General features: G+C 52.8%; 23 protein-coding genes. 1 reads left to right on the top strand and 22 read right to left on the bottom strand.

What is annotated here, in order from left to right; translation table 11 throughout:
• Positions 1-155: 155 nt before the first annotated feature.
• The 8 genes from AC07UI_RS18285 to AC07UI_RS18250 form a co-directional block, all read right to left on the bottom strand.
• A complete protein-coding gene (locus AC07UI_RS18285) occupies positions 156-1,262 on the bottom strand; it encodes a glycosyltransferase (RefSeq protein WP_494993818.1) in 1,107 nt (368 codons plus the stop codon).
• Positions 1,259-2,218, bottom strand: a complete 960-nt coding sequence (locus AC07UI_RS18280) for a glycosyltransferase family 2 protein (RefSeq protein ID WP_494993817.1) — start codon at positions 2,216-2,218, stop codon at positions 1,259-1,261. Before AC07UI_RS18280 ends, AC07UI_RS18285 begins: the two co-directional genes overlap by 4 nt.
• An 88-nt stretch (positions 2,219-2,306) precedes the next feature.
• A complete protein-coding gene (locus tag AC07UI_RS18275; RefSeq protein ID WP_494993816.1) occupies positions 2,307-2,978 on the bottom strand; it encodes an acetyltransferase in 672 nt (223 codons plus the stop codon).
• Positions 2,979-3,012: 34 nt separating this feature from the next.
• Positions 3,013-4,095: a DegT/DnrJ/EryC1/StrS family aminotransferase gene (locus tag AC07UI_RS18270; protein WP_494993815.1), complete on the bottom strand. Its 1,083-nt coding sequence runs from the start codon at positions 4,093-4,095 to the stop codon at positions 3,013-3,015.
• A gap of 23 nt (positions 4,096-4,118) precedes the next feature.
• On the bottom strand, positions 4,119-5,027 hold the full coding sequence (locus AC07UI_RS18265; RefSeq protein ID WP_494993814.1) for a class I SAM-dependent methyltransferase: 909 nt from the start codon (positions 5,025-5,027) through the stop codon (positions 4,119-4,121).
• Entirely contained in the window at positions 5,014-6,330 is a 1,317-nt protein-coding gene (locus AC07UI_RS18260) for an ABC transporter ATP-binding protein (RefSeq protein ID WP_494993813.1), read from the bottom strand. Before AC07UI_RS18260 ends, AC07UI_RS18265 begins: the two co-directional genes overlap by 14 nt.
• Positions 6,320-7,138 (bottom strand): ABC transporter permease, encoded by an 819-nt coding sequence (locus tag AC07UI_RS18255; RefSeq protein WP_494993812.1) that lies wholly within the window; start codon positions 7,136-7,138, stop codon positions 6,320-6,322. The genes AC07UI_RS18260 and AC07UI_RS18255 overlap by 11 nt, the downstream gene beginning before the upstream one ends.
• 960 nt (positions 7,139-8,098) lie before the next feature.
• On the bottom strand, positions 8,099-10,093 hold the full coding sequence (locus AC07UI_RS18250) for a polysaccharide biosynthesis protein (protein ID WP_494993811.1): 1,995 nt from the start codon (positions 10,091-10,093) through the stop codon (positions 8,099-8,101).
• 342 nt (positions 10,094-10,435) lie between these two features.
• On the opposite strand from AC07UI_RS18250, the gene AC07UI_RS18245 reads away from it, so the two are divergent.
• On the top strand, positions 10,436-11,428 hold the full coding sequence (locus AC07UI_RS18245) for a glycosyltransferase family 2 protein (protein WP_494993810.1): 993 nt from the start codon (positions 10,436-10,438) through the stop codon (positions 11,426-11,428).
• 143 nt (positions 11,429-11,571) lie between these two features.
• Here the strand turns inward: AC07UI_RS18245 and AC07UI_RS18240 are convergent, their stop codons facing one another.
• The 14 genes from AC07UI_RS18240 to serC all read right to left on the bottom strand — a co-directional run bounded on the left by AC07UI_RS18240 (position 11,572) and on the right by serC (position 26,521).
• Positions 11,572-12,582, bottom strand: a complete 1,011-nt coding sequence (locus AC07UI_RS18240; protein ID WP_494993809.1) for an MraY family glycosyltransferase — start codon at positions 12,580-12,582, stop codon at positions 11,572-11,574.
• Positions 12,579-13,541 carry a UDP-glucose 4-epimerase family protein gene (locus AC07UI_RS18235; RefSeq protein WP_494993808.1) on the bottom strand — a complete coding sequence of 321 codons (963 nt, stop codon included), beginning with the start codon at positions 13,539-13,541 and terminating at the stop codon, positions 12,579-12,581. The genes AC07UI_RS18240 and AC07UI_RS18235 overlap by 4 nt, the downstream gene beginning before the upstream one ends.
• Positions 13,538-14,461: a glycosyltransferase gene (locus AC07UI_RS18230; protein WP_494993807.1), complete on the bottom strand. Its 924-nt coding sequence runs from the start codon at positions 14,459-14,461 to the stop codon at positions 13,538-13,540. Before AC07UI_RS18230 ends, AC07UI_RS18235 begins: the two co-directional genes overlap by 4 nt.
• Positions 14,462-14,517: 56 nt before the next feature.
• Positions 14,518-15,408: a glucose-1-phosphate thymidylyltransferase RfbA gene (gene rfbA / locus AC07UI_RS18225; protein ID WP_494993865.1), complete on the bottom strand. Its 891-nt coding sequence runs from the start codon at positions 15,406-15,408 to the stop codon at positions 14,518-14,520.
• A complete protein-coding gene (gene rfbD / locus AC07UI_RS18220; protein ID WP_494993806.1) occupies positions 15,408-16,301 on the bottom strand; it encodes a dTDP-4-dehydrorhamnose reductase in 894 nt (297 codons plus the stop codon). Before rfbD ends, rfbA begins: the two co-directional genes overlap by 1 nt.
• Positions 16,298-17,374, bottom strand: coding sequence for a dTDP-glucose 4,6-dehydratase (rfbB, locus tag AC07UI_RS18215; RefSeq protein ID WP_494993805.1), 1,077 nt, complete (start codon positions 17,372-17,374; stop codon positions 16,298-16,300). Before rfbB ends, rfbD begins: the two co-directional genes overlap by 4 nt.
• 250 nt (positions 17,375-17,624) lie before the next feature.
• Entirely contained in the window at positions 17,625-17,864 is a 240-nt protein-coding gene (locus AC07UI_RS18210) for a LapA family protein (RefSeq protein WP_494993804.1), read from the bottom strand.
• A gap of 24 nt (positions 17,865-17,888) precedes the next feature.
• Positions 17,889-18,185, bottom strand: a complete 297-nt coding sequence (ihfB, locus tag AC07UI_RS18205; RefSeq protein WP_065886416.1) for an integration host factor subunit beta — start codon at positions 18,183-18,185, stop codon at positions 17,889-17,891.
• A 293-nt stretch (positions 18,186-18,478) separates the two neighbouring features.
• Positions 18,479-20,173, bottom strand: coding sequence for a 30S ribosomal protein S1 (rpsA, locus tag AC07UI_RS18200; RefSeq protein WP_494993803.1), 1,695 nt, complete (start codon positions 20,171-20,173; stop codon positions 18,479-18,481).
• 123 nt (positions 20,174-20,296) lie between these two features.
• Positions 20,297-20,983, bottom strand: a complete 687-nt coding sequence (gene cmk / locus AC07UI_RS18195; RefSeq protein WP_494993864.1) for a (d)CMP kinase — start codon at positions 20,981-20,983, stop codon at positions 20,297-20,299.
• Positions 20,983-23,190 carry a bifunctional prephenate dehydrogenase/3-phosphoshikimate 1-carboxyvinyltransferase gene (locus AC07UI_RS18190; RefSeq protein ID WP_494993863.1) on the bottom strand — a complete coding sequence of 736 codons (2,208 nt, stop codon included), beginning with the start codon at positions 23,188-23,190 and terminating at the stop codon, positions 20,983-20,985. Before AC07UI_RS18190 ends, cmk begins: the two co-directional genes overlap by 1 nt.
• Before the next feature lie 28 nt (positions 23,191-23,218).
• Positions 23,219-24,331 carry a histidinol-phosphate transaminase gene (hisC, locus tag AC07UI_RS18185; protein ID WP_494993802.1) on the bottom strand — a complete coding sequence of 371 codons (1,113 nt, stop codon included), beginning with the start codon at positions 24,329-24,331 and terminating at the stop codon, positions 23,219-23,221.
• A 10-nt stretch (positions 24,332-24,341) separates the two neighbouring features.
• Positions 24,342-25,436 carry a prephenate dehydratase gene (gene pheA, locus AC07UI_RS18180; RefSeq protein ID WP_494993801.1) on the bottom strand — a complete coding sequence of 365 codons (1,095 nt, stop codon included), beginning with the start codon at positions 25,434-25,436 and terminating at the stop codon, positions 24,342-24,344.
• Entirely contained in the window at positions 25,436-26,521 is a 1,086-nt protein-coding gene (gene serC / locus AC07UI_RS18175; RefSeq protein WP_494993800.1) for a 3-phosphoserine/phosphohydroxythreonine transaminase, read from the bottom strand. The genes pheA and serC overlap by 1 nt, the downstream gene beginning before the upstream one ends.
• Positions 26,522-26,645 lie beyond the last annotated feature (124 nt).

Raw genomic sequence — 26,645 nt, 5'->3', positions numbered from 1 at the left:
GGAAGACTTCCGGAAAAAGCGGCTGAAAATCCCGCCTATTACATAGGTAGGGCCAATCCCTTAGAATCCAGCTAATCGATAACTATGGGACTTAGCACTAACAGCGGTATAGGCGAGACTTCCAGATACTCCGCACTAACACATGATTCAATGCGCTACAGGTTGCGATTTCCTGGGCTATGACGAAAAAACCTCGACAAGTATTGCTGCCAGACCCGAAGAATACGAGACTTCTGTTGGCTCATGACCGCAACAACTTTTGGTCGTAGAACATCTATTTCTCCAAGTTCCTTCTGAAACCATCGGTCGTCCAACCCGTACTCGTTGACCATGACAGCATAATGAGCCGGGCTATTAAGCAGTTTATTTAACTTCAGCAGCCCTATCATTTGATAAGGCTTCCCAAGCCACTGATTATAGCTCAGAAACAACATAGCCTTTTCGATATCCAAATGGAGTTCACTCGGAATATCCTTGCGCTTGAGCAAATCTCCAAAGCCCTCAGATATCTGCTCAGCTGTCACATCGTCGAAAAAACTATCGGCAATGAGGTAGTGCTCATTGATTGTACGAATTGAATTCGTCACCGTCTGGCTACTGGCGTTCTCACCCGGCAAGAGCCTGAAATTAATGAGCTCGCGTTCAAATATATGTATCGGATAGTGCTTGACCAACCGCACCCACATATCCAGATCTGGAAGTTGCCGTAGACGGTTACTATACATACCAAGATGATCATAGCAGGACTTGCGAATCAACATCGTTGGGTGGCAAATGCAATTGCCCAATTCAAAAAAGTGCCTCAGCCAAGCACCTTGCGAGCGATTATCCCGATCGAACGCACCGCCAAAAGAGATGGAGGCCTTATCCATCGCTTGACCGTTTTTGTCTACAAATCGAGCCCGCCCGAAACAGGCCCCGATTTCAGGGTTATCCCGCATGAACTGCACTTGGTAAGCGAGTTTGTCACCGTCAATCCAAGAGTCATCGGAGTTAATCAGCGCGATAAATTCGCCTGATGCTCGTTCGATCAGTTCATTGGTAACGACACAGGCTCCCCGATTGACTTCATTAGGAAAGAACTTGATTCTTTCGTCATGAATAGAGGCAACAACGTCCCGCGTGTTATCAGACGACCCGTCATCGGAAATCAAAAACTCAAAATCCACGTCGACCTGACTAAGTACACTCTCAATTGCCTGAGCGACAAAATTTGCGTGATTATAGGTAGCCATAATCACAGAAACTGTTGGCGACGTCATACCGAGCGGCTCCGCTTCACAATTTTAACCAAAATATTTTTTAGTGCTACCGGAACAATTGCGCGAATGAAAACCAGAACGATAGGGGGCATATAATTCAACAGCGAAGGGATGACCCTCAAAACTGGCTGGCTTACCGTTTCGGCGACGTTTCCGATTTGCGAAGCCGTGATCACATGCCGCAGACGGGCAGAAAGGTGCTCAAAATCATCATGGAACACATGATCTGTGAGCGCATCATACGCAGGAATTATGTCTAACTGGATCTTCAGCTTTTCAATATGCGGTGTCTGAGTCCAGACGCCCGCAGTATGAAGCCGATAGACTGACATAGGCTCCTGAAGGAACCCAATCAAACTGCTTCGGGCGAGGCAGATATTTGTAATCCAGTCATAAGACTTAATCTCAAACATTGCCTTTGGCAACCTGGCCAATGCCGATCGTCGATACATGCACGTCGAGAAATTACCCACCAGATTGTCGGCAATCAACTCGCGAGCTGAAACCAGCCTGTATCCCTGCCCGGCAGTAACCCTAGGCGTCAGCTGAGCACGATCCTCCTCATAGACAAAATAATTAACGGAGCATAGGTCACTTTCCCAATGCTCCCTCAAAAAATCGGCCTGACGCTTGAGTTTCCACGGACTGGTCCAATAGTCGTCGCCCTCTAGAACAGCTACATACTCTCCAGAGCAGGCCTCATAACCTCTTTGGTAGTTCTTTGTTATGCCTAAGTTGACGCTATTGTCCAGATATTTGAAGATAAACCTGTCGTCCACCCCATCAAACTCTTTGATGATCGAGAGAGTATCATCGCTGGAACCGTCATCAGCCACTACCAGCTCGATAGGCCCATCAATTATCTGACCAAACAGACCATTCATCGCCTGCCGAATGTGCTTTTGATGGTTATAGGTAACCAGCAGAATAGATACATCAACCGTTTCTTTGATCACTGACTTATTCCTCTGCGGGGGGAGAGATTGTGGGGAGCAAAAATCTCCGCATTCCCATCAACTATCATCAAACTTTTACTGAACGCCGTCATTTTCTCAATGGTTCTCTAGTCAGAGGGCGCGCAGGATTACCGACCACCGTCACGCCTGCGGGCACGTCTTTGATCACCACAGCGCCCATTCCAACAATAGCGCCGCGACCAATAGTGAGAGGCTTCCCTGATGCACCCTGAATGATGCACGCACCAGCACCAATATAGGCGTGATCCTCAATGACAACGTTACCGTTGCACCTGACCCCTGGAGCAAAAGTTACGAAGTCGCCGATAACACAATCATGCGCAATGTTAGAGTAGTTATTAGCGTGAAAGTATTTCCCGATTTTCACATTCGAAGTAACGGTGACAAAAGGCGAAAGCATTACACCGCAGCCGATTTCATTTGAATCAAGAATGACAACGTTATCGGCGATAATTGCGAATGGCTTGGCACCTGTACGCTCGCACATTTCCGCGATACGGGCTCTGACTTGTGATGCGCCAATGGCTATATTGAAAAAAATATCGCCTTCCAGGTTTAAAAAAACATCAAGAGAAAGTACCGAATAATTATTAACCTTGTCAGTTGCAACGTCGCCTTCTACTACAAAAAAAAGCTCCGCCCGACCACTAGACAGTTCAGCGGCTAACGCAGCATTCGCTAAAGGCATCACCTCTCGGCCGTGACCGCCAGCTCCAATGATACCGTAATACTTTTTCATGACCGTTACCGCTCTAAGTAATATGGACTATTATTTAGTATCTGATCGAACGCTTAATATACCGACAGATCATATCAATCTCTTCACGCGAGAGGGTATGATAAAGTGGCAAGCACAGAATACGACGCGATATATCTTCCGAAACGGGAGAGCGTTGATCATGCACATAAGGAAGTTCAGATAGCGAAGGATAAAAATATCGCCGCGGGTACACATTATTTAAATTAAGTGCCTCCATAACCCTCAGAAGCATGGCTTCGCTTTCAAAGACCACCGGAAAATAAGAATTATTGTAGGTTGTATCGTCTGCAATTTTCTGAAAGCGTACAGGCAAACCCGAAAGCTCACGCTTATAATGATTACAAAGCTCTGCACGAACCTTCAGGATTTCTTCAACGTATTTTAAGTTGGTCAACCCCATTGCTGCGTGAACTTCGGAGTTTTTGCCGTTAATCCCCACACCGCCAAAATCGGTCAACGACGAATGACCAAAATTTCTCATCATCGCCATATTTTTCAGAATTTCAGGATTAGCTGTAACTACTGCACCACCTTCAATTGTATGAAAAAGCTTTGTCGCATGAAAACTGCAGGTTGCAATATCCCCGTATGACAAAAGCGAACGGTTTTTATATTGCGTACCAAAAGCGTGGGCCGCATCATAGATAACGCGCAGATTGTGCTTCTTTGCAATCAGCTCGATAGCTTCGACATCACAAGGATTACCAAACACATGAGTTGCCAGAATCCCGGTTGTTTCCGAAGTGATGGCTTGCTCGATTTTTTGCGGATCGATATTCAAAGTATCGGAACAAATATCCACCATAACTGGCTTGCAATGTTCCCAGACGATACTAGAAGTAGTAGCAACATAGCTGAATGGGGTGGTTATTATCTCACCGCGCAGATCGAGAGCTCGTATTGCAATTTGAAGCGCAATAGTGCCATTACTAAGAAACAATAAATGTTCAACATCAAGTTTTTCCTTGAGCTTCAGCTCGAGTTCGTTTACCAACGGTCCATTATTGGTAAACCATTCACGATCCCAAACCCCTTGCAGGTAAGCCTGAAATTCACCAAAGGGAGGTACAAACGGCTTCGTAACTGTAATATTCATGAGCGTCCCGAAAAGCAAAACTATTATTTAGTTCTATTAAATAGTGATTTGAGTTTTCCGCACCACGAGGAACGAAACACCTCCAACTCAGCCTCCGCCTCGCCAATACGAAGCTCCAGCATTTCAATTACCTGAGCCTGTTTTGAAGACTCTTCCGCCACTTTGAGTGCATGCGCTACTTGAGCCTCAATGGCCTGTGCCTGGACAAGAGCATTTTCTTCCATCTTGAGAATATGCGCCGCCTGCGTATCGATAAACTGTGCGCGAGCCAAAGACTCCTGCTCTACACGAGCGAGCTTTTGCTCTTGAACAGGAGGATTGTATGTGGAAAGCGAATTAATCCAATCCGCTTCATTTTTAGTAACCACATCAAAATCAACCTGCACTTCAGCTACATCAGATTTTCGTGCTTCAATGATCAGCTCATTGTGAAAAGGTCGAGACTCGAGGCCTCTAAACATCTGGTCAGCGCTGTCGCGGTAGGATTGAAAGGACACCGTCCTGAATCCGGCTTCAACTAGAACCTCAACCAACTCTTCCGCATCGTAAACAAATTGGTGTCCCCAAGAACGCATTCCTTCATTCAACATCATACAGCGCGTATTCGGTTGCCAGAGATCCCCCCACTCACCAATGGCCCCTGTCATATATGAGTATGTTAAAAAACGCAGATTGGGCGTCGTGATCCTTATGGCTCCGTCCGCAGAGAGCACTCTATGGCACTCTTGCAAAAACTGCACAGCTTGCGAACGTGTTATGTGTTCAATGAAGTGTTCATTGAACATATGAGTCGCAGAACCATCAGGGAAAGGCAATGGGTGTGTAAGATCCAGCAACATGTCCGCAGTTGGCGAGTCAAGATCAATATTTATCCACCCTGGGAAATTCACTGACCCACATCCAAGGTGAAGCTTATTATTAATCTGGGACATGCGTAATCTCTCGAACTTTTACTTCATTATGCCAATACGCTGCGGCGTATATTTGTGGATGGCCAGCACTCGACAGTGTAAATTTTGTAGAGATAGGAACGAAGTCTGCGACCACCACGTCCCCTATTCTCAGATCCACCGGTTCAGAAAGCATAGACGCTACCACATAGCTTCCCTCACGAAGATACGCAGTGAAGCGCCACTCTATTACGTGGACACTCCCAGCCTTGACATCCAGTAGGTGGTTGTCATGCTCGATTCCGGTATCTGAGTAAATAATATCCTGACCGTTCTTGTCGCGAATATGGTATGCCAACCCTAACCTGTGTGTGGCCTTGTTCACCTGCACGACTTGTCGGAGGATCACTTTCTGACCAAAGTTCACTGAATCTATCGCTTGGCCACTTTCATTCAACAACGCAACATTTATGAACTCTGCGACGCCGTTCTTTATCCGCTGAAAGCTGGCCATTGACTGAAAACTTTCAGCGCCATCAGTAAACTCAGCTGAGACCATCGCGGACGGCTCGACAGACTCATCTAATACTCGTTCGGCTCGCTGGCTCTCGATCAAAGCAGAGTAATACTTTTCAACTGCCGTATTTACATCGCCCAAAAACTGGCTTCGTCCGGAGTCCAACAACAGTGCACGACTACACAGTGACTTCACTGAAGCTGTATCATGACTGACGAACAGCACAGTGGAACCACCAGCAATTATCGTCTGGATCATCTTCGCACATTTCGCCTGGAAGTATGCGTCACCAACCGATAGCGCCTCGTCAACAATCAAAATATCCGGATCTACATGAATGGCAACCGAAAACGCCAAGCGGACCATCATTCCGCTCGAGTATGCTTTTACTGGCTGGCCGATAAAACTGCCTATGTCCGCAAACTCAACAATCTTATCGTAACGAGCGTCCGTTTCTTCCGTACTCAAACCCAGTACGGCCGCGTTCATATAAACATTCTCGCGCCCGGTGAACTCTGGATTGAATCCCGAACCCAATTCGAGAAGCGCGGCGATTCGACCATGGGTCTGAACGCTACCGCTGGTAGGATTCAACGTCCCGCAAATCATTTGCAGAAGAGTGGACTTACCACTTCCATTGCGCCCTATGATGCCAACGGTTTCACCTTTCTTGATCTCGAATGAAACATCATTCAGGGCCCAAAACTCTCGGTAATATTGGCGACCCGACATCAAAAACTGCTTCAATCGATCATGAGGCTGATCATAGATTTGATAGCACTTGCTGAGGTTTTCAACCTTGATAGCGATACCGGACTCAGAGGACATCAGCAAACCCCTTGCGTGTTTTCTGGAACCAGGCGAAACCCAGCCACATCACTAATGTCCCCACCAGTATATGAACCAAAATACTGAAGAAATTGGGCACCTGCCCCCAAAACAGCACATCTCTGGCTTGCTCAATCACAGGCGTCAGCGGATTCAGCATCAAGATAGGTCTATAAGCTTCAGGTAATGCACTCGCCGGGTAGAATATCGGCGACAAGAACATCAGCACCGATGTCAAGATCCCTATGAACTGCGCTATATCACGCAGGTAAACCCCCAGCGCAGCCAAGCCCCAGGACAACCCCATCATCATCAACACCAGTGGAAGTACCACCAGCGGAAGGTACAAAGCTGTGACGTGTGGCGCCCCAAAAAAAATCAGATAAGCAATCATCCATACCCCAAGACTTATCAGAGCATGAAACAGTGCCGCCCCGAGACTTACCCAAGGAAGTATTTCTAACGGATAAACCACTTTCTTGACATAATTCGCATTAGCAATAACTAGCCCCGGAGCACGATTTATACATTCGGAAAAAAGGCTGAATACCATCAAGCCGGCAAAGAGAATCAGTGCAAACTCGGTTTTAGAGTCGCTGCCGCCGCTCCAGCGCGCCTTAAATACGACACTGAAAACAAAGGTGTATACCGCGAGCATGAAAACAGGGTTGAAGAACGACCAAAATACTCCCAACACTGAGCCGCGATAACGCCCTAACACCTCACGTTTGACAGAAGCCTTGATCAACGAACGATTTCGAACAAAACTTGCGATCATTTCGCGCGGCGATATTGAAAAATTCTGCATCAGGCAAACTCCCCTGAGTTAATAAGGGCTTTCGATCTGGCCTCTTGGGTTATAAGTAACACCACTGGCGTTGGCATCCTGGACTGCTGCATGATGTTAGCGATCAAATGAAATTCAATCCATTGGCGAAAAATCGTTAAACTTTTTCGAAGGCTTGCGACCAGACAAGAAGACTGGCTTGGCCCTATCCGAAAAAAACCATCTTGTATTTCTTTTACTCGGCGAGCCAGTCTCTGGCACACGTCACTGATTGAGAATAAACACTCAAACTGCCGGGAAAGAGCTAACTGGCACAGTTCTTCAATACTATTCATTTGTTGATGAAAAATAGCTTTCGACCATGCTGTAACACTTCCCTTATAGCTCTTTAGAGTAGAGAAAAAATGACGTGAGACAATGTCAGAGCCCAGGAGTTTCAAAATTCACGAAGCCTTGGATCTATTAGCTGAACAAACACAAAAAGGTTGTTGATCATAGACACCCGCAAAAACCAATACACCTGATAAAATGGAGCCCTGGCTGAACGCCCTAAAGGCGCGTCGAGGATACCTCAAAACGTCAACGAATAATACCTGCGAGCCCGTACCAAGCGGGCGGTTCAGGCCAAGTAGAGCCTCCCCCGCGGGGTTAGGGCATATACCATTTTCCGCCGATGTGCGCGGCCAGGTACATGCCACCTGCAGGCGCCTTGACCCAATGGCATGAGCCCCGCCATACAGGCACTCGTGAGAGGGGGGGTAAGTTTTTTGCGCCCGGAGCTGTCAATCAACCACCCGAATGCACGCAAACACGAAAAGGCGATCTTGTCGAAAATCGAGATTGACACGACCGAAGACTGGTGGTGCAAGCACGCAACACCCTTCTCAAAGGAAACCTCGTGATTACCACCGCAGAAACGACATGGCCGACCCAAGGATCAACTGCGCGCATAGAATCGGCCATCGTATCAGCAAGCGCTCGTCAGGGCTCGAGGCGGCGCTGCTGGTAAATCCAGTCGACAATCTCTCCATCAGGGGTATAGCCACTCACGGTGTCACGCAGCAGCTGCCTGACTCGAGAGTAATCATCCACCTCCACCGCAGCAAGCAACTCAGTCAACCTTGCCTTGAGCACATCCCAAGGCAGATAGTCTTCATTCGCGCTCATGATCATCGGATGCTGGGTCGCCGAGACATTGTCGCCAATCAGCAACTCTTCATACAACTTCTCACCGGGACGCAAGCCGGTGAACTCGATGGCGATGTCGCCATGCTGATTCTTCTCCGAACGAACGCTCAAACCAGACAGATGAATCATCTTCTCTGCCAATTCAACAATCCTGACCGGCTCGCCCATGTCCAACACAAACACGTCACCGCCCTGCCCCATGGATCCAGCCTGAATCACCAGCTGCGCCGCCTCGGGTATGGTCATGAAATATCGAGTGATTTTCGGATGGGTAACGGTTAATGGTCCGCCGGATTTTATCTGGTTGTGGAATAGTGGAATTACTGAACCAGAAGACCCCAGCACATTCCCAAAACGCACCATAGTGAATCGGGTCTTGTTGACGCGGGATACATTGGCTTTGTCACCAAATAACACCGGCGCCAATTCGCAACTGAGCGCTTGCAAGGTTAGTTCAGCAAGTCGCTTGGTGCTGCCCATCACATTGGTAGGACGTACCGCTTTGTCCGTCGATATGAGTACAAAGTTCTCAACACCCGCCTGCAAAGCCGCCTGCGCCGTATTAAGCGTACCAATAACATTATTCAGCACGCCTTCGGCAATGTTGTGCTCCACCATCGGAACGTGTTTATAAGCGGCGGCATGATAGACCGTATCTACATTCCAGGCGTTCATTACATCAAGGAGCTTATGGGGATGACGAATAGACCCCAGGATTGGTAGCAACCGGACAGACGATGACTCACGGTCGATTCGGCGCTCCAGCTCGGATAAAATGCTATAAAGATTGAACTCACTATGATCAAACAACAAAAGCGTGATCGGGCCAAGCGAGAAAATCTGCCGGCAGAGCTCCGAGCCAATTGAGCCGCCAGCGCCAGTCACCAGAACCACTTTTCCCTTGATGCAACGAGCCAACAAATCGGGTTGCGCCGGCACAGAGTCTCGACCCAACAAGTCGGCTATATCTACCTCCTGGATATCATCGACCTTCACCCGGCCGCTAGCCAGATCGGTGAAATTCGGCACACTTCGTATGTGAAGCGGAAAACCTTCGAGAAAATTGAGTATCTCTCGACGCCGGGCACGAGTCGACGACGGCAGCGCCAGAAGAATCTCCTGAGCACCGGTAACATCGATCATCTGTTGAATATGCTTGGGCTTATACACCTGCAAACCGGATATTGATCGATCCGCGATACTCGCATCATCATCAATAAACGCCACGGGGCGCATCACACGCCCCATGCGCAACGCTGCGACCAGTTGGTTACCCGCCACACCGGCGCCGTAAATGGCAACCTTGGTCAAACCGTCATCCCGGTTGGTGAACGGCACATGCTGAGCGGCGGTAAACCAGTCCCCCATGAAATACTGGCGCATGCAAAGGCGCAGGCCACCAATGATCACCAGGCTCAACCACCAGTAATTGAAAATGATGGAGCGCGGAACCACGTTCTCATGGTTGCTGTACCAATAGACTACAACCGCCAGAATCAACGATGAAAGGCTGACTGCCTTGATGATGGCAATGAGGGCATCATTGCCAAAATAGCGCATGACCGCGCGGTACATTCCGAACCGGATGAATAGGGGGATCGCGACCAATGGCGCACAAATGAAAAGCCAGGAATGCACTTTTAGCGGATTGTACATATCATCGACACCCAGACGGACGATGAAAGCCAACCACAGCGCAACCCAGACAAGGAAAACGTCAGTGCCAACCTGCAACAGCCTTTTCTGCCGTCGCGGCAAGCCCAATAAAAACGATCGTAATTTATCCATTGACTCGCCCGATCACCGCTCCCACTCCCACTCCCACCCCCCAAAACTTAGTAACTCCCGGCATTGTAGCCTCCTTCATGAACAGAATACGACCACCGGGGCACCCCTCGTCGGTCCACGCCTGATATGACTCTCTGGACGATCAAAGGTTGCGGGGCAAGCCCGCTCGTCAGCGCCTCCCCAATCCTGTTAAGCTTGCCAGACAATGCCTACCTCGTGATGACTGCTGAAACCACCGCCGCAACTGACGTATCCCAAAGACAAAACCGTTCGAAATCATACTCATCCCTTCTTTATCGGTACTAGATTTACTATATAGCTGGCGCGCGAGAGATCGAAATCATGGAAAATCAAAACAACGGCCGTCATTTTCGAGCCCCCGCCCCCTCATCGTCGCGAGAGACCCGGCCGGACGGCACTGACAAAGTTGCAGTACTTATTTGCACTTACAACGGTGCAAAATTTCTTTCTGAGCAGCTTGATTCGATTTTAAACCAGTCGCACAAAAACTGGTCAATTTACGCCTCGGACGACGGTTCGGAAGACGAAACACTGAAAATACTGCAGAGTTACCAACAGCGACTCGGCGCCGATCGACTTTCCATTCTGTCTGGCCCACGCCAAGGCTTCGCCAGAAACTTCTTATCACTAATAAAAAACACGACAATAATTGCCGACTACTTTGCGTTCAGCGATCAAGATGATATTTGGCTTGAGAACAAGCTAGAGAGAAGCATCGCTCAGATAAATGGTACCCCAGGACAGCCAGCCCTTTATTGCTCAAGAACAAGACTGGTAAATTCAAAACTGGAGCCCATGGGCTACTCCCCTCTATTCAAAAGTCGTCCATGCTTTAAAAACTCATTGGTGCAAAGTATTGCAGGTGCCAATACGATGCTAATCAACAATGCAGCCCGAGAACTCATGCTGCGCATCGCCGCCGATGCCCCTGTTGTGGCACACGACTGGCTGGCGTATCTTTTAGTGAGTGGTTGCGGCGGAAAAATCGTATATGACCCTCTACCCACGCTAGACTATCGCCAGCATGAGGGCAACCTTATTGGTGCCAACGCCGACTTGAAGAACCGACTTCTGCGAATTAGAAAAATGTTGACCGGTCGGTTCAGAGAGTGGAGTACTCAAAACCTTATCGTCATTAATTCAGTCAAAGAAAGTTTAACACCTGAAAACAAACAGACACTTCAACAGTTCGAGCTCGCGCGACAAAGCGGATTAATTTCACGACTTCGCCTTATAAAAAACAGCGGTGTCCATCGCCAGACACTGAAGGGAAACGTCAGCTTAATAGCAGCCGCAATTCTTAATAAAATTTGACCCGTGCCACCCTTCACGCCCCTTTGCAAAGCTTCCAGCTACAACTTAAAACTGAAAAGAAAGGGGCGTTTGCAGTAGCCGCCCCAAAGGAAAAACCATTTAATCAGCACTTTTTATCCGTGTGCCGGCCTCGCAGCGAGCGATCAGCGCACCACTCCCGCGTGGAATTTCCACGCAAGATAAAAGAGCGGGGAATAAGCAAGAAGGCATCCCCAACCTCCCCCCAAGCCTCCAGCACCAACGAATAGTGATATGGGTAATAACCAGCCTATATTTATCAAGATAACGGCTACTGTGACCACCAGATGATTTTTTGAGCCTTGAGCTGCATGCTGATAAGCGTGACTACGATGAGCCTGATACACCTTATCCCCTCTTACCAGCCGCCGCACTAAAGTCCATGTTGCATCGACAATAAAAACACCTAGCAATATCAGCCAGCTCCATAACAGCTCAGGCTTTTCCCAAGCCGCGTGGAGCACTAGTCCGCCTAGAACGATGCCAAGAAACCCGCTTCCGGCGTCCCCCATGAAAATCTTAGCAGGTGGGAAATTCCAGCAAAGAAACCCTGCGACTGCCCCAGCCAAAATAAGCGGAGCCCACATTAGATTCGTGTTTCCACCAAGCCAATAAACCAGACAAATCCCCAGGCACACACTTATCGCCTCAGCACTAGCCAGGCCATCGATGCCGTCCATGAAATTGTAAAGATTAAGCATCCACACCAGATAGATCAGCGCAAGGATGTTACCAATCACACTTAAGTCAACCAGAACTCCAAACAGTGAGATGGGGGCAAGGCCATTGAGCCAGAAGAGTGCCCAGCCGGCTGCTATAAAATGCCCCAACAGCCGCCATCTGGCGGCGATATGCCCATGATCATCGGCAAACCCAATGACCGCTACCAGCAACCCCGAGCCCAGGAGCCCTATAAGCGCTGGCGCACTCAACAGCCCCAACGCGGTCAGTACAGGGAGAGCCAATGCAAACGCGACCACGATAGCCACCCCTCCGCCACGTGGCGTAGGAACGGAGTGGGAACTGCGCTCATTGGGGATGTCCATCAGGCTTTTGGCCAAAGCATAACGGCGCAAGACCAGGGTAAAAATCCAGGAAACGGCGAATACTGCCAGTAACACCCACCAAAAAATCATTTAATTTCTTTGTCCCGATAATGGTCCGCGGTCTGACGCAGGGCTCTTGCAGTACTTATAGAAGGAGCCCAGTGCAGAAGCACCCTTGTCTGGCTGATATCAACTTGCAGCGAATCGCATAAACGCTGAGCAATCGATTTTTTTCCAAAAGTTGAGGCCGCTAGATTCAACATACCTGTAGGTATCGGCAACAATCGAGCGCTCTTACCTAATGAGTGAGCCATGCGTTGAAGCAACTGGGTTGTGGATAAGTCCTCACCGTCGCTGACTAGAAATGTGTTATCCGCGGCGGCCGGATGATCGATGCAGGTCACTACGAGATCTACCAAGTTACCTAATGCCACCAGACTGCGCTGATTGCGAATAGCGCCCAACGGCAGCGGTATGCCCTTGTCCAACCAACGCATCATGCTCAGAAAGTTGGCTTTTACTCCCGGACCATAAACAAGCGGCGGACGGATGATCACGACTTCCATACCTGTATCCAGGCCGATTTGCCTTAACGCATCTTCAGCTTCTCGCTTCGATATCCCATATGGGTCGACAGGTGCGGGACGATCGTCAGCTTTGAAAGGTGCACCTGAGACGGTACTTTCGCCGTTAACCTTGATCGAGCTGATAAAGATGAAACGTTTTACGCCAGACTTTGCGGCTTTCTGAGCGAGTCGCACAGTCCCGTCAACATTGACCTTTCGAAACTCCACCAGGGCATCCACCGCGGTTTCGTTCATCACATGCACCCGGGCAGCGCAGTGAATGACAACCTGAACATCATTCAGGGGGGGCAACACCGTTGTCTCATTCAGATCGAATGGCACAACGCGACACAAGCCACTCAAGCGTGTAACACCGCGAACGGCCGCCACAGGGGTGAACTTCTTATCGAGCAATAACCTGAAGACCACAGCCTCGCCTACAAACCCCGTCGCGCCTGTGACTAAAACCTGCGGGCCTTTCATTTAGCTTTTTTCCCGATCACCGCCGTGGCGCAACAAATACAAAAGAAGAACACCTTATCGCGCGCACGTCGTCGGCATTTCCAGGCACTAAGTGAAAGCTTTAATAGTTGCCTGCGCCCAAGGCGCAGCCACCCTTGGACAAAGGGATTGCCACTTTGCCCAACCAGGCATGTGATGAGCCGGACTTGAGAGAACCACCAGCCGTCATGAATGGTTTTATAGCGTGCAATCAACGGGTTTATCCCGGTATTGGCTCCCACCTGATTTCGCTCATGTTGACGGTAGTGCATGGTCGGTAGCGGGTCGATGAACCATACATAGCCATGGCTTCGCGCATAGGCATAGCAGTACCAGTCGTGCAGGCTGACGTCTTGCAGTTGCTGCCAATTGGCGAGCATGGAAGCCTTCAACGACGTCGCCAGACTCTTGCCAAACACGTAAGTGCAGCCTGGCCCGGCCGCCTCGAACAAGAAGTCCCAAGTGACCTGCGGCTGAGCCTTATCCAGTAACAGGGTTCTGCCATTCGGCCAGAAGGCGGTGACGTTACTCGAATAAGCAGCAAATTCGCCGGTATTCAGAGTCCGAGTCGCCCTCGAGAGTTTATCAACGTGCCAAACGTCATCCTGATCGGCAAAGGCAATAAAGTCATAGCCATCGAAATCAACATCACGGATCAGCCGGAAAAAATTACGCGAGGCACCACCAAAAGAGCCGGCAGCCGGCAGAAGGACCACGCGAGTATGCTCAGCCGCATACGCTGCACACCAAGCCTCGGTACCGTCCGTTGAAGGGTCGACGCTGATATAGATCGTTACGTCTACCGCTGACTGAATGAGGATCGAGGCAATCTGCTCCTCGATCCATTGCATTCCGTTGTAAGCCGCCAGTAAAACCGCAACTTTGGGATGTTCTACTGGCATACCTATCCTGCTTGCACCGGCTGAACGTAAGCGTTCGAAAGGATAACGCTCGCCGGTCAGTGGGAGCTCGAGCCCAGCAGCTTCTGCAGGTACTGACCATAACCGGTCTTCTTCAAAGCGTCAGCTTGAGCGCCCAGTTGTTCGGCAGTGATCCAGCCATTGTGGTAAGCAATCTCTTCCAGGCAAGCTACTTTCAGCCCCTGGCGCTGCTCGATCGTGTGCACGAAGTGGCTGGCTTCAAGCAGCGAGTCGTGGGTACCGGTGTCCAGCCAGGCAAAGCCGCGCCCAAGCATTTCGACGTTGAGGGTCTTCTGCTCGAGATAAGCACGGTTGACGTCGGTAATTTCCAGCTCGCCGCGCTCGGACGGTTTGATGTTCTTGGCGATTTCGACAACCTGGTTGTCGTAGAAGTACAGACCGGTCACCGCGTAGCTGGATTTTGGCTTGAGCGGTTTCTCTTCGATGCTCAGTGCGCGGCCCGATGCATCGAACTCAACCACACCGAAGCGTTCGGGATCGGAAACGTGATAACCAAATACCGTGGCGCCATGCTGTTGAGTGCTGGCGGAGCGAAGATTGTCGGAGAAGTGCTGACCGTAGAAGATGTTGTCGCCCAGGATCAGGCAGCATGGATCCTTACCGATGAACTCCTCGCCAATGATGAAGGCTTGAGCCAGGCCATCCGGGCTTGGCTGTTCGGCGTAGGTCAGCTTGATGCCGTACACGCTGCCGTCACCCAGCAGCTTGCGGAAGCACGGCAAGTCTTCCGGGGTGGAGATAATCAGAATTTCACGCATGCCCGCGAGCATAAGCACCGACAGCGGATAAAAGATCATCGGCTTGTCGTAGATCGGCAGCATCTGCTTCGAAACACCCAAGGTCAACGGGTGCAAACGTGTGCCCGAGCCGCCAGCGAGGATGATGCCTTTGCGATTTGTCGTGTTGATCATTTATCTAGAACTTCCATAAGCATTCGGGTTACGCCACTTTGCCAATCCGGCAAGTGCAAAGAAAAGTTATCACGCAGCTTCTGAGTATTCAGACGCGAATTCAGCGGCCGACGCGCAGGTGTTGGGTAGGCCGTGGTATCGATCGGATTGATTGCCGTCACCATCAGTTGTTCGCCATGGCCACGAGCGAAATCGATCACATGACTAGCATAGCCGTGCCACGAGATTTCGCCGCCAGCCGCCAAGTGATACACGCCCCCCAGCTCAGGGCGCTTAACGACTTGCTGAATAGCCAAGGCTGTAACGTCTGCGATCAAGTCTGCACCAGTGGGCGCTCCAACCTGATCGGCAATGACGCTCAGTGTTTCCCTGCCTTTGGCAAGACGCAGCATGGTCTTGGCAAAATTGTTACCACGAGCACCATAGACCCAGCTGGTGCGGAAGATCAGGTGTTTGCAGCCGGTACCTCTAATGGCCTGCTCACCAGCGAGCTTGCTCGCGCCGTAATGATTCACTGGCGCGACTGCGTCATCTTCTTTCCATGGCGCTTGTCCGCTGCCACTGAACACGTAGTCCGTAGAATAGTGAATCAGCCAGGCATCAAGGGACAATGCTTCTTCGGCCATGACCCGACTTGCCAGGGCATTTATGCGAGTTGCGAGCTCAGGCTCTGATTCGGCTTTATCCACCGCAGTGTAAGCCGCAGCGTTGACGATGATGTCGGGTTTGACCTGACGAATCGCTGCTCGCAGCGAGTCAAGATCGGACAAGTCGCCACACAGCCCATCGACCGTTTGACGGTCGAGCGCTATCACTTCGCCGAGTGGCGAAAGGGAGCGTTGCAGCTCCCAGCCGACCTGGCCGTTTTTGCCAAGAAGAAGGATTTTCATGCTTTGCTTGAACGGTCAGTGTAGTTTTTATCAATCCACTGTTGATAGCTGCCACTTTTCACGTGAGCAACCCATTCGGTGTTATCGAGGTACCACTCGACGGTTTTACGAATCCCGGTCTCGAAGGTCTCTTCAGGCACCCAGCCCAGCTCACGCTGGATTTTGCTGGCATCGATTGCGTAGCGCTGGTCATGGCCAGGGCGATCCTGGACATAGGTGATCAAGCTGGCGTGAGGGCGATGCGGTGAATCGGGACGCAACTCATCAAGCAGAGCGCAGAGCGTGTGCACCACTTCAATATTTTGCTTTTCGTTATGGCCGCCAATGTTGTAAGTCTCGCCGACGACGCCTTCGGTCACGACTTTATACAGGGCACGTGCGTGGTCTTCGACGTAGAGCCAGTCACGAACCTGATTGCCTTTGCCATACACCGGAAGCGGCTTGCCTTCCAGCGCATTGAGGATGATCAGCGGGATCAACTTCTCAGGGAAATGGCATGGGCCGTAGTTGTTCGAGCAATTGGTGACCAGGGTCGGCAAGCCGTAAGTGCGGCTCCAGGCACGAACCAGGTGATCGGAACTGGCTTTACTGGCCGAATACGGCGAGCTTGGCTGGTAAGGCGTGGTTTCGGTGAAGAGGTCTTCCGGACCTTCAAGGTCTCCGTAGACTTCGTCGGTAGAAATATGGTGAAAGCGGAAATTGGCTTTGCGCTCATCATCCAGGGTGCTCCAGTAGTGGCGAGCAGCCTCCAGCAAGGTGTAAGTGCCGATAATGTTGGTCTGGATGAATTCAGACGGGCCGGAAATCGAGCGATCAACGTGGGATTCGGCCGCCAGGTGCATGATCGTATCGGGCTGGTGCTCGCGCAGGACGCGATCCACCTGATCCCGGTCGCAGATATCCACGCGCTCGAACACATAGCGCTCACTCTGAGCCGCTTGCGCCACAGACTCAAGGTTGCCAGCGTAAGTCAGCTTATCGAGGTTTACTACGGAGTCAGTAGTATTGGAAATGATATGACGAATGACTGCAGAGCCGATAAACCCGGCGCCGCCGGTTACTAGAATTTTCACGCGGAAACCATACCCTTGAGTTGCTGACAAAGCTGCACACTGAGCGCTGTCTAATCCATGAATGCAAAAGCTATCGTATTAGCCGTAGCCTCTGACGAGTGATCCATCCGTGCCAATGCCGAGATCCCTATGGAATCTCCAACTATTCAGACAGACGTAGCATTTTACAGTTTAAAGGAGGATTTACTAACGGATATAGACAAACAACGCGTGAAAAGTTCGATGCCCCTCCCCCCGACCCGCGCCTTAATCAGACCAAGCGCTTGCGCCGCGCTCTTGCGGTGCGACCGACAAACCAGCCGATAAGAGGCCCAATCAGCATCCCTATCAACAACGCCAACACCGTTATGACTGAGATTGGCAGTTGCGGCCCGGCCCAGCCAAGGAACAGCAAGGAAACTGATTGCTGGTTCTCTAGCACAAAAGCCAGAATCGCCAGCACAAGCAAGAGAACAGCTACCACGAGGAGTACGCGTTTCAAATTACGCATGAGTTGCTCCTTGAGCCAACACTATCAAATCCCCTCCTCCTCGTCCTCATTCACCCGATCCCGGAGCTCTTTGCCCGGCTTGAAGTGGGGAACGAATTTACCGTCAAGGCTGACGGATTGACCGGTTTTCGGGTTGCGACCTACACGCGGTGCGCGGTAGTGCAAGGAGAAGCTGCCAAAGCCACGGATCTCGATGCGATCACCGGTAGCGAGGCACTGGGACATTTGCTCAAGCATGGTCTTGATGGCCAGCTCGACATCCTTGGATGAGAGCAGCCCTTGATGGGTGACAATTCGTTCGATCAACTCCGACTTCGTCATATTTTTCCCTTCTTTTTCAAGCAGCTAGATCAGCGCTTCAAAGGTTTTAGCACGCCCGGAGGATTTTGAACAGCCCGTGTATTGACTTATCTGCACGACGCCAGAGATGCCGTGCACGGACCAAGAACCACGGCATTTACCGAAGCCAAAAGCCCGGACCTTATACCCGGGTAGTACCTAACTTGCGCTGCTCATCGACAGATAGCCGGCAGCGTACAACGCAAGTTGCGGGTCAAATCGCAGACACAAAAAAGGGCGACCGAAGTCGCCCTTTTTCTATGGTCTGACAGAACTTAGTTCTGCTTTTCCATTTGTGCACGCAACAGGTCGCCCAGAGTGGTAGGACCAGCAGCGATATCCGAAGTAGCTGGCTTCTCGCGCAGGCTCTGGATAGCTTCTTTCTCGTCTTCAACGTCTTTCGACTTGATGGACAGCTGGATTACACGGCTCTTGCGGTCAACGCTGATGATCTTGGCTTCAACTTCTTCGCCTTCTTTCAGAACGTTACGCGCATCTTCGATGCGGTCACGGCTGATTTCGGAGGCTTTCAGAGTAGCTTCGATATCGGTAGCGAGAGTGATGATGGCGCCTTTGGCGTCAACTTCTTTCACGATACCCTTAACGATTGCGCCTTTGTCGTTCTCTTGAACGTACTCGGAGAACGGATCGCTTTCCAGCTGCTTGATACCCAGGGAGATGCGCTCACGCTCTGGATCAACAGACAGGATGACGGTGTCGAGCTCGTCGCCCTTCTTGAAGCGACGTACGGCTTCTTCGCCCACTTCGTTCCAGGAGATGTCGGACAGGTGAACCAGGCCGTCGATGCCGCCGTCCAGACCAATGAAGATACCGAAATCGGTGATCGACTTGATGGTGCCGGAGATTTTATCGCCCTTGTTGAACTGGCCAGAGAAATCTTCCCATGGGTTAGATTTGCACTGCTTGATGCCGAGGGAGATACGACGACGCTCTTCGTCGATGTCCAGAACCATAACTTCCACTTCGTCGCCGACTTGTACGACTTTCGAAGGGTGGATGTTCTTGTTGGTCCAGTCCATTTCGGAAACGTGTACCAGGCCTTCCACGCCTTCTTCCAGCTCAGCGAAGCAGCCGTAGTCGGTCAGGTTGGTTACACGCGCGGTAACGCGAGTGCTTTCTGGGTAACGTGCCTTGATAGCAACCCATGGGTCTTCGCCCAGTTGCTTGAGGCCCAGGGAAACACGATTGCGCTCGCGATCGTACTTCAGAACCTTGACATCGATCTCGTCGCCAACGTTGACGATTTCGGAAGGATGCTTGATACGCTTCCAGGCCATGTCGGTAATGTGCAGCAGGCCATCGACGCCACCCAGATCGACGAATGCGCCGTAATCGGTGAGGTTTTTGACGATACCTTTGACTTGCTGACCTTCTTGCAAGGATTCCAGCAGAGCTTCGCGCTCAGCGGAGTTCTCGGCTTCGAGGACGCTACGACGGGAAACGACAACGTTGTTGCGTTTCTGGTCGAGCTTGATGACCTTGAATTCGAGCTCTTTGCCTTCCAGGTGCGTGGTGTCGCGCACTGGACGGACGTCAACCAGAGAACCTGGCAGGAACGCACGGATGCCGTTAACGTCGACAGTGAAGCCGCCTTTAACCTTACCGTTGATAACGCCCTTGACCACTTCTTCAGCTGCGAAGGCTGCTTCCAGAACAATCCAGCATTCAGCGCGCTTGGCTTTTTCACGGGACAGTTTGGTTTCGCCAAAGCCGTCTTCGACCGCGTCCAGCGCAACGTGAACTTCATCACCAATGTTGATGTTCAGTTCACCAGCATCGTTGTGGAACTGTTCCAGCGGAATGAGGCCTTCGGACTTCAGACCAGCGTGAACGGTTACCCAACCAGCTTGGTAATCGATATCGACGATGATAGCGGTGATGATCGAGCCAGCCTGAAGGTTCAGGGTTTTTAGGCTTTCTTCAAAGAGTTCTGCAAAGCTTTCGCTCATTTTAATTCCTGTTGATAAGGGCGAAGAATACGCCCATCTGCCACATCCCAGACGATGTGGGTTACGTTCATATAAAAGAAAAACCGCAGGACTATGCCTGGTGTCCCCTGCGGAGTTTCCTGGTCACCCGGCGATATCGCGAATGGCGATCTCGCTCATGATGCGTTCCAGCACCTGCTCGATGGACAATTCCGTGGAATCCAGCTGTATGGCGTCAGCCGCCGGTTTGAGCGGGGCTACCGCTCGCTGGGTGTCACGCTCATCACGTACACGTATCTCATCTAGCAGACTCGACAGACTAACATCATCACCTTTGGCCTTCAACTGCAAGTATCGGCGACGTGCACGCTCCTCGGCGCTGGCGGTCAGAAAAATCTTCAGCGGAGCATCGGGGAAAACCACCGTTCCCATGTCCCGACCATCAGCCACCAGTCCCGGAGGTTCCTGGAACGCCCGCTGGCGTTGCAGCAAAGCGTCCCGCACCGCCGGCAGCGCGGCTACCTGGGAAGCCCAGGCGCCGACTTGTTCGTTGCGCAAGTCATCAGTGACATCATCACCCTCGAGAATGATCCGCTGCGGCTGACCTTCGGTCGCCCCGACGAACTGCACGTCAAGATGCGCCGCCAGCAACTTCAGCGATTCTTCGTTGGTCAGGTCGACCCCGTGATTGCGCGCAGCAAATGCCAGCAAGCGGTACAACGCCCCCGAATCCAGCAGGCACCACTCCAGACGTTTGGCCAGAATACCGGCGATGGTGCCTTTGCCCGAACCGCTCGGCCCATCAATGGTAATTACAGGCGCTTTGATCATCACGATTGAGCCTCTTGCGCAACGCGGATACCGACCTGCGCGCACAACGCGAGGAAGTTGGGGAACGACGTAGCAACGTTGGCGCAGTCATGGATACGGATTGGAGCGCTTGCCCGCAGCGACGCCACACTGAACGCCATGGCAATGCGGTGATCGCCATGACCATGCACCTCACCGCCCCCGATCTGGCCGCCATCGATGATGATGCCGTCCGGGGTTGGCTCGCATTTGACGCCCAGCGCCAGCAAACCATCCGCCATCACCTGAATGCGATCCGACTCCTTGACTCGCAGCTCTTCTGCGCCACGCAGCACCGTGCGCCCGTGGGCACAGGCGGCAGCCACGAACAGTACCGGGAACTCATCAATGGCCAACGGAACCAGCTCTTCCGGGATCTCGATACCCTTCAGTTTAGCCGCACGTACACGCAGATCAGCCACTGGCTCGCCGCCGACTTCACGCTGGTTTTCCAGAGTGATATCAGCGCCCATCAGACGCAGGATATCGATAACACCGGTACGGGTCGGGTTGATACCGACATGCTCAAGCACCAGCTCAGAGCCTTCGGCTATCGATGCTGCGACCAGGAAGAACGCCGAGGAAGAAATATCCCCCGGAACCTCGATGTGCGTCGCCGTCAGTTTGTGCCCGGACTCGACCGAAGCCGTAGCGCCATTCACCGTTACCGGATAGCCGAAACCACGCAGCATACGCTCGGTATGGTCGCGAGTCGGGGCGGGCTCGGTTACGGTAGTTTTGCCATCGGCGTACAGACCAGCCAACAGCAGGCAGGATTTAACCTGGGCACTGGCCATCGGCATGGTGTAGGTCAGGCCTTTGAGCTTGTTACCACCACGAATGGTCATCGGCGGACGACCATCTTCAGCGGTCTCGATGACCGCCCCCATTTCACGCAGCGGATTGGCCACACGGTTCATCGGCCGCTTGGACAACGACGCATCACCGGTCAAGGTACTGTCGAAGCTCTGCGCCGCCAGCAACCCCGACAACAGACGCATCGACGTACCGGAATTACCCAGATAGATCGGCCCGGGGGCCGGCTTCAAGCCGTGCAGGCCGACGCCGTGAATGGTCACACGGCCATGGTGCGGACCTTCGATCACTACCCCCATGTCACGGAAAGCCTGCAGCGTCGCCAGGGCGTCTTCGCCCTCGAGGAAACCTTCGACTTCGGTAGTGCCTTCGGCAAGAGAGCCGAGCATGATCGAACGGTGGGAAATCGATTTATCGCCTGGTACACGAATCCGCCCAGTCAGGCGGCCACCAGGATTAGCCAGGAAAATCAGGTCGTTGGAGTTCATAGCGTCCACATAGGCCCGGCGGGCCAGGATTTTACTGAAATGCTCGCGGGCAACCCGGGCGCGCGTGAAAACGCCCAACAGCTGGTGCCCGTCCCCTGCATCGACCGCGTCGCGCAAGGCGTCGAGATCGCTGCGAAATGTATCGAGTGTGCGCAGGACAGCTTCGCGATTGGCGAGAAAGATGTCGTGCCACATGACCGGGTCGCTACCGGCGATTCTCGTGAAATCGCGGAAACCGCCCGCAGCGTAACGAAAGATCTCAAGGTTTTCACTGCGCTTGGCCAATGAATCGACCAAACCGAACGCCAGCAAGTGCGGCAAGTGGCTCGTAGCCGCCAGCACTTCATCATGACGCTCGACCTGCATGTGCTCAACATCCGCACCCAACTCGCGCCAAAGCCTGTCAACCATTGCCAGCGCTGCGGGATCGGTCTGTTCCAGCGGTGTCAGAATCACTTTGTGTCGACGGAACAACTGCGCATTGGAGGCTTCTACCCCGCTCTGCTCGGAGCCGGCAATCGGATGCCCCGGCACAAAACGCGCGGGCATGCCGCCGAACGCTTCGCTCGCAGCACGCACCACATTGCCCTTGGCGCTGCCGACGTCCGTCAGAATTGCTTGCCCCAGGTCCATGCGCGCCAAAACGGCCAGCAATTTCTCCATAGCCAGAATCGGCACCGCCAACTGAATGACATCGGCACCGCTACAAGCCAGAGCAAGGTCTTCTTCGCAGCGATCCACCACACCAAGCTCAACCGCCAGCTTGCGCGACTGCGGATCAAGATCGACACCCACGACCTCGCGACACAGGCCGCTTTCGCGCAGGCCCTTGGCGAAGGAACCACCGATCAGCCCAAGACCGACCACCACCAGGCGACCGATCATAGGCACAGCAGGTTGCACAGCAATGACATCAACCACGAGCCATAACCTTGGCCAGCGCCTCGAGGAAGCGGCTGTTTTCAGCCGGCAAACCAATGGTGATGCGCAGATGGTTCGGCATGCCATAGTTGGCCACCGGACGCACGATCACACCTTCACGCAGCAAACCCTGGAACACCGGAGCCGCGACGCGCCCCAGATCGACCGCAATGAAGTTGCCTTTGGACGCAATCCAGCTCAGGCCCAGCTCGCGAAAGCCCGCTTCCAGCTGCTGCATACCGGACTCGTTCAAGCGACGGCTTTCAGCCAGATATTCTTCGTCCTGCAGCGCCGCACAAGCCGCGGCCAGGGCCAGGCTGTTGACGTTGAATGGCTGGCGCACGCGGTTCAGGACATCAGCGACGATCGCCGTAGACAGGCCATAACCGACACGCAACGCGGCCAGACCATAAGCCTTGGAGAAGGTCCGCGAGACCAGCAGATTCGGGTAAGCCGCGAGGAAGTCCAGACCATCCGGAAGATCGCTACCTTCGGCATATTCGATATAGGCCTCGTCGAGCACCACCAGCACGTGCTCAGGCACGTCCTGAAGGAACTCATCCAGCGCCTCTGCACCGAACCAGGTGCCGGTCGGATTGTTTGGATTGGCAATGAAGACCACGCGAGTATTGCTGTCGATGGCTTTGAGCATCGCCGGCAAATCGTGCCCCCAGTCTTTGGCTGGAATCACGCGCGCCTGCGCACCTACGGCCTGAGTGACGATCGGATAGACCGCGAACGCATGCTCGCTGAACACCGCATTCAGACCGGGCGCAAGATAGGCACGAGCCACCAGTTCCAGAATGTCATTGGAACCGTTACCCAGGGTCACCTGATCGAGTTGCACACGGCACTGCCCGGCCAGCAAACTCTTGAGAGCGAAGCCGTTGCCATCCGGATAACGAGTCAGCTCGGCCAGCTCTTCGCGAATCGCCGCCAAGGCTTTAGGGCTGGCACCCAGCGGGTTTTCATTACTCGCCAGTTTGACGATTTTTGCCGGATCGATATCCAGCTCGCGAGCCAGTTCGTCCACGGGTTTGCCCGGGACGTAAGGCGAAAGTTGTTGCACACCCGGCTGCGCCAGAGCGAGGAAGTCACCACTCATTGTTAAAGCCTCAGAGAACCGCTTTCGGGTAGGAACCCAGCACTTTGAGTGCTACTGCTTCCTGACTGATCTTCTCCAGCACAGCCTTGATCAGCGGATCACGGTGATGGCCAACGAAGTCGATGAAGAACACATAGGTCCATTTGCCACTACGCGAAGGCCGGGTTTCGATCCGCGTCAGGTCAATACCATTGTCGTGGAATGGCACCAGCAACTCGTGTAGCGCGCCAGGCTTGTTGCTCATGGATACGATGATCGAGGTCTTGTCGTCGCCGGTCGGCGGCACTTCCTGACTGCCAATCATCAAGAAGCGCGTGGAGTTGTCCGGACGGTCCTCGATTTTTTCGGCCAGACGAGTCAGGCCGTACAAGCCTGCCGCCATGTCACCGGCAATGGCTGCCGAGTTCCATTCACCCTTGACCCGCTTGGCCGCTTCGGCGTTGCTGGAAACCGCTACGCGCTCGACATTCGGGTAATGGGCGTCCAGCCACTTGCGGCACTGAGCCAGAGACTGGGCATGGGAGTAGATACGGCTAATGCTGTCGGTTTTGGTGTTTTCACCGACCAACAGGTGATGGTGGATACGCAGCTCGACTTCGCCACAGATCACCATATCGTGCTCAAGGAAGCTGTCGAGGGTGTGGTTGACCGCGCCCTCGGTGGAGTTTTCCACAGGCACCACGCCAAAATTCACCGCTCCGGCTGCCACTTCACGGAACACTTCATCAATTGCGGCCATAGGCTTGCTGATCACCGCATGACCGAAGTGTTTCAGGGCCGCCGCTTGAGTGAAGGTACCTTCGGGGCCTAGATAAGCCACTTTCAGTGGCTGCTCCAGCGCCAGGCACGAAGACATGATTTCACGAAACAGACGCGCCATTTCTTCGTTGCCCAACGGACCTTTATTGCGCTCCATGACCTTCTTGAGCACCTGAGCTTCGCGCTCAGGACGATAGAACACCGGCACTTCGCCTTCGGCCAATGAAGCCATCTTGACTCGCGCGACTTCCTGGGCGCAGCGCGCACGCTCACTGATCAGCTCCAGGATTTTATCGTCCAGGCTGTCAATGCGCAGGCGCAGTGCCTTGAGTTCTTGCTCAGACATTAGCCGTGTTCCTTCTCGAACTCTGCCATGTACGCCACCAGCGCGTTGACCGCATTGATGTCGACGGCGTTGTAGATAGAGGCGCGCATGCCACCTACGGAACGGTGACCCTTGAGGTTCAACAGACCGCGCTCCTCGGCACCCGCCAGGAACGGCTTGTCGAGGCGATCATCCGCCAGACGGAATGGCACGTTCATCCATGAGCGGTCGGACTTGTTGATCGGGTTGCTGTACAGGCCACTGGCGTCGATGAAGCCATACAGCGTGCGCTGCTTGACGTCATTGAGCTTGCCGATGGCTTCTACGCCGCCCTGCTCCTTCAGCCATTCGAAGACCAGACCCGAAAGGTACCAGGCCAGGGTTGGCGGGGTGTTGTACATGGAGCCGTTGTCGGCCGCGACCTTGTAGTCGAGCATGGTCGGGCAGATTGAACGGGCGCGACCCAGCAGGTCTTCGCGAACGATGTTGACGACGATACCGCTCGGGCCGATGTTCTTCTGTGCGCCGGCGTAGATCATGCCGAAACGGGAGATATCCACAGGACGGGACAGGATATCCGAAGACATGTCCGCAACCAGTGGCACATCACCGGTTTCCGGGATCCAGCTGAATTCCAGACCGCCGATGGTTTCGTTCGGCGCGTAGTGCACGTAGGCCGCGTCTTGCGACAGCTTCCATTCGTTCTGGCCGGGAATTGCGAAATAGTCATAAGGCTTGGCCGTCGCCGCCACATTGACGGTGCCGAAGCGCGAGGCTTCTTCAATGGCTTTCTGCGACCAGATACCGGTGTCGATATAGTCAGCCTTGCCGGTTTCCGGCAACAGGTTCAGAGGAATCTGAGCAAATTGCTGGCTGGCGCCGCCTTGCAGAAACAGCACTTTATAGTTCGAGGGGATATCCAGCAGATCACGCAGATCCTGCTCGGCCTTGGTCGCGATGGAGACGAACTCATCACTTCGATGGCTCATTTCCATGACCGACAGGCCCTTGCCGTGCCAGTCGAGGAGTTCACCCTGCGCGCGCTGCAGGACAGATTCGGGAAGCGCCGCGGGGCCGGCACAGAAGTTATAGGCTCTCTTGCTCACATCCAATCTCGCTCTGATTTGGTGGGATCACGCAATAAATCATCGATCGACACGGGGGCCAATCACTGTAGGAGCGAGCTTGCTCGCGATGAGCCTGAGAGCGCCGCGGTGCTTCAGCTAGCCC

Source organism: Pseudomonas sp. GW821-FHT04C07, assembly GCF_059420325.1.
Note: the sequence above shows the minus strand (reverse complement) of the source record. Positions and strands in the feature narration are given on the sequence as shown.

What these genes read in the sequence shown, in the direction of transcription:
- AC07UI_RS18285 (WP_494993818.1), bottom strand. Translation starts at nt 1,262, where the DNA reads ATGACGTCGCCAACAGTTTCTGTGATTATGGCTACCTATAATCACGCA.
- AC07UI_RS18275 (WP_494993816.1), bottom strand. Translation starts at nt 2,978, where the DNA reads ATGAAAAAGTATTACGGTATCATTGGAGCTGGCGGTCACGGCCGAGAG.
- AC07UI_RS18270 (WP_494993815.1), bottom strand. Translation starts at nt 4,095, where the DNA reads ATGAATATTACAGTTACGAAGCCGTTTGTACCTCCCTTTGGTGAATTT.
- AC07UI_RS18265 (WP_494993814.1), bottom strand. Translation starts at nt 5,027, where the DNA reads ATGTCCCAGATTAATAATAAGCTTCACCTTGGATGTGGGTCAGTGAAT.
- AC07UI_RS18260 (WP_494993813.1), bottom strand. Translation starts at nt 6,330, where the DNA reads ATGTCCTCTGAGTCCGGTATCGCTATCAAGGTTGAAAACCTCAGCAAG.
- AC07UI_RS18255 (WP_494993812.1), bottom strand. Translation starts at nt 7,138, where the DNA reads ATGCAGAATTTTTCAATATCGCCGCGCGAAATGATCGCAAGTTTTGTT.
- AC07UI_RS18250 (WP_494993811.1), bottom strand. Translation starts at nt 10,093, where the DNA reads ATGGATAAATTACGATCGTTTTTATTGGGCTTGCCGCGACGGCAGAAA.
- AC07UI_RS18245 (WP_494993810.1), top strand. Translation starts at nt 10,436, where the DNA reads ATGGAAAATCAAAACAACGGCCGTCATTTTCGAGCCCCCGCCCCCTCA.
- AC07UI_RS18240 (WP_494993809.1), bottom strand. Translation starts at nt 12,582, where the DNA reads ATGATTTTTTGGTGGGTGTTACTGGCAGTATTCGCCGTTTCCTGGATT.
- AC07UI_RS18235 (WP_494993808.1), bottom strand. Translation starts at nt 13,541, where the DNA reads ATGAAAGGCCCGCAGGTTTTAGTCACAGGCGCGACGGGGTTTGTAGGC.
- AC07UI_RS18230 (WP_494993807.1), bottom strand. Translation starts at nt 14,461, where the DNA reads ATGCCAGTAGAACATCCCAAAGTTGCGGTTTTACTGGCGGCTTACAAC.
- rfbD (WP_494993806.1), bottom strand. Translation starts at nt 16,301, where the DNA reads ATGAAAATCCTTCTTCTTGGCAAAAACGGCCAGGTCGGCTGGGAGCTG.
- AC07UI_RS18210 (WP_494993804.1), bottom strand. Translation starts at nt 17,864, where the DNA reads ATGCGTAATTTGAAACGCGTACTCCTCGTGGTAGCTGTTCTCTTGCTT.
- ihfB (WP_065886416.1), bottom strand. Translation starts at nt 18,185, where the DNA reads ATGACGAAGTCGGAGTTGATCGAACGAATTGTCACCCATCAAGGGCTG.
- rpsA (WP_494993803.1), bottom strand. Translation starts at nt 20,173, where the DNA reads ATGAGCGAAAGCTTTGCAGAACTCTTTGAAGAAAGCCTAAAAACCCTG.
- cmk (WP_494993864.1), bottom strand. Translation starts at nt 20,983, where the DNA reads ATGATCAAAGCGCCTGTAATTACCATTGATGGGCCGAGCGGTTCGGGC.
- AC07UI_RS18190 (WP_494993863.1), bottom strand. Translation starts at nt 23,190, where the DNA reads ATGATCGGTCGCCTGGTGGTGGTCGGTCTTGGGCTGATCGGTGGTTCC.
- hisC (WP_494993802.1), bottom strand. Translation starts at nt 24,331, where the DNA reads ATGAGTGGTGACTTCCTCGCTCTGGCGCAGCCGGGTGTGCAACAACTT.
- pheA (WP_494993801.1), bottom strand. Translation starts at nt 25,436, where the DNA reads ATGTCTGAGCAAGAACTCAAGGCACTGCGCCTGCGCATTGACAGCCTG.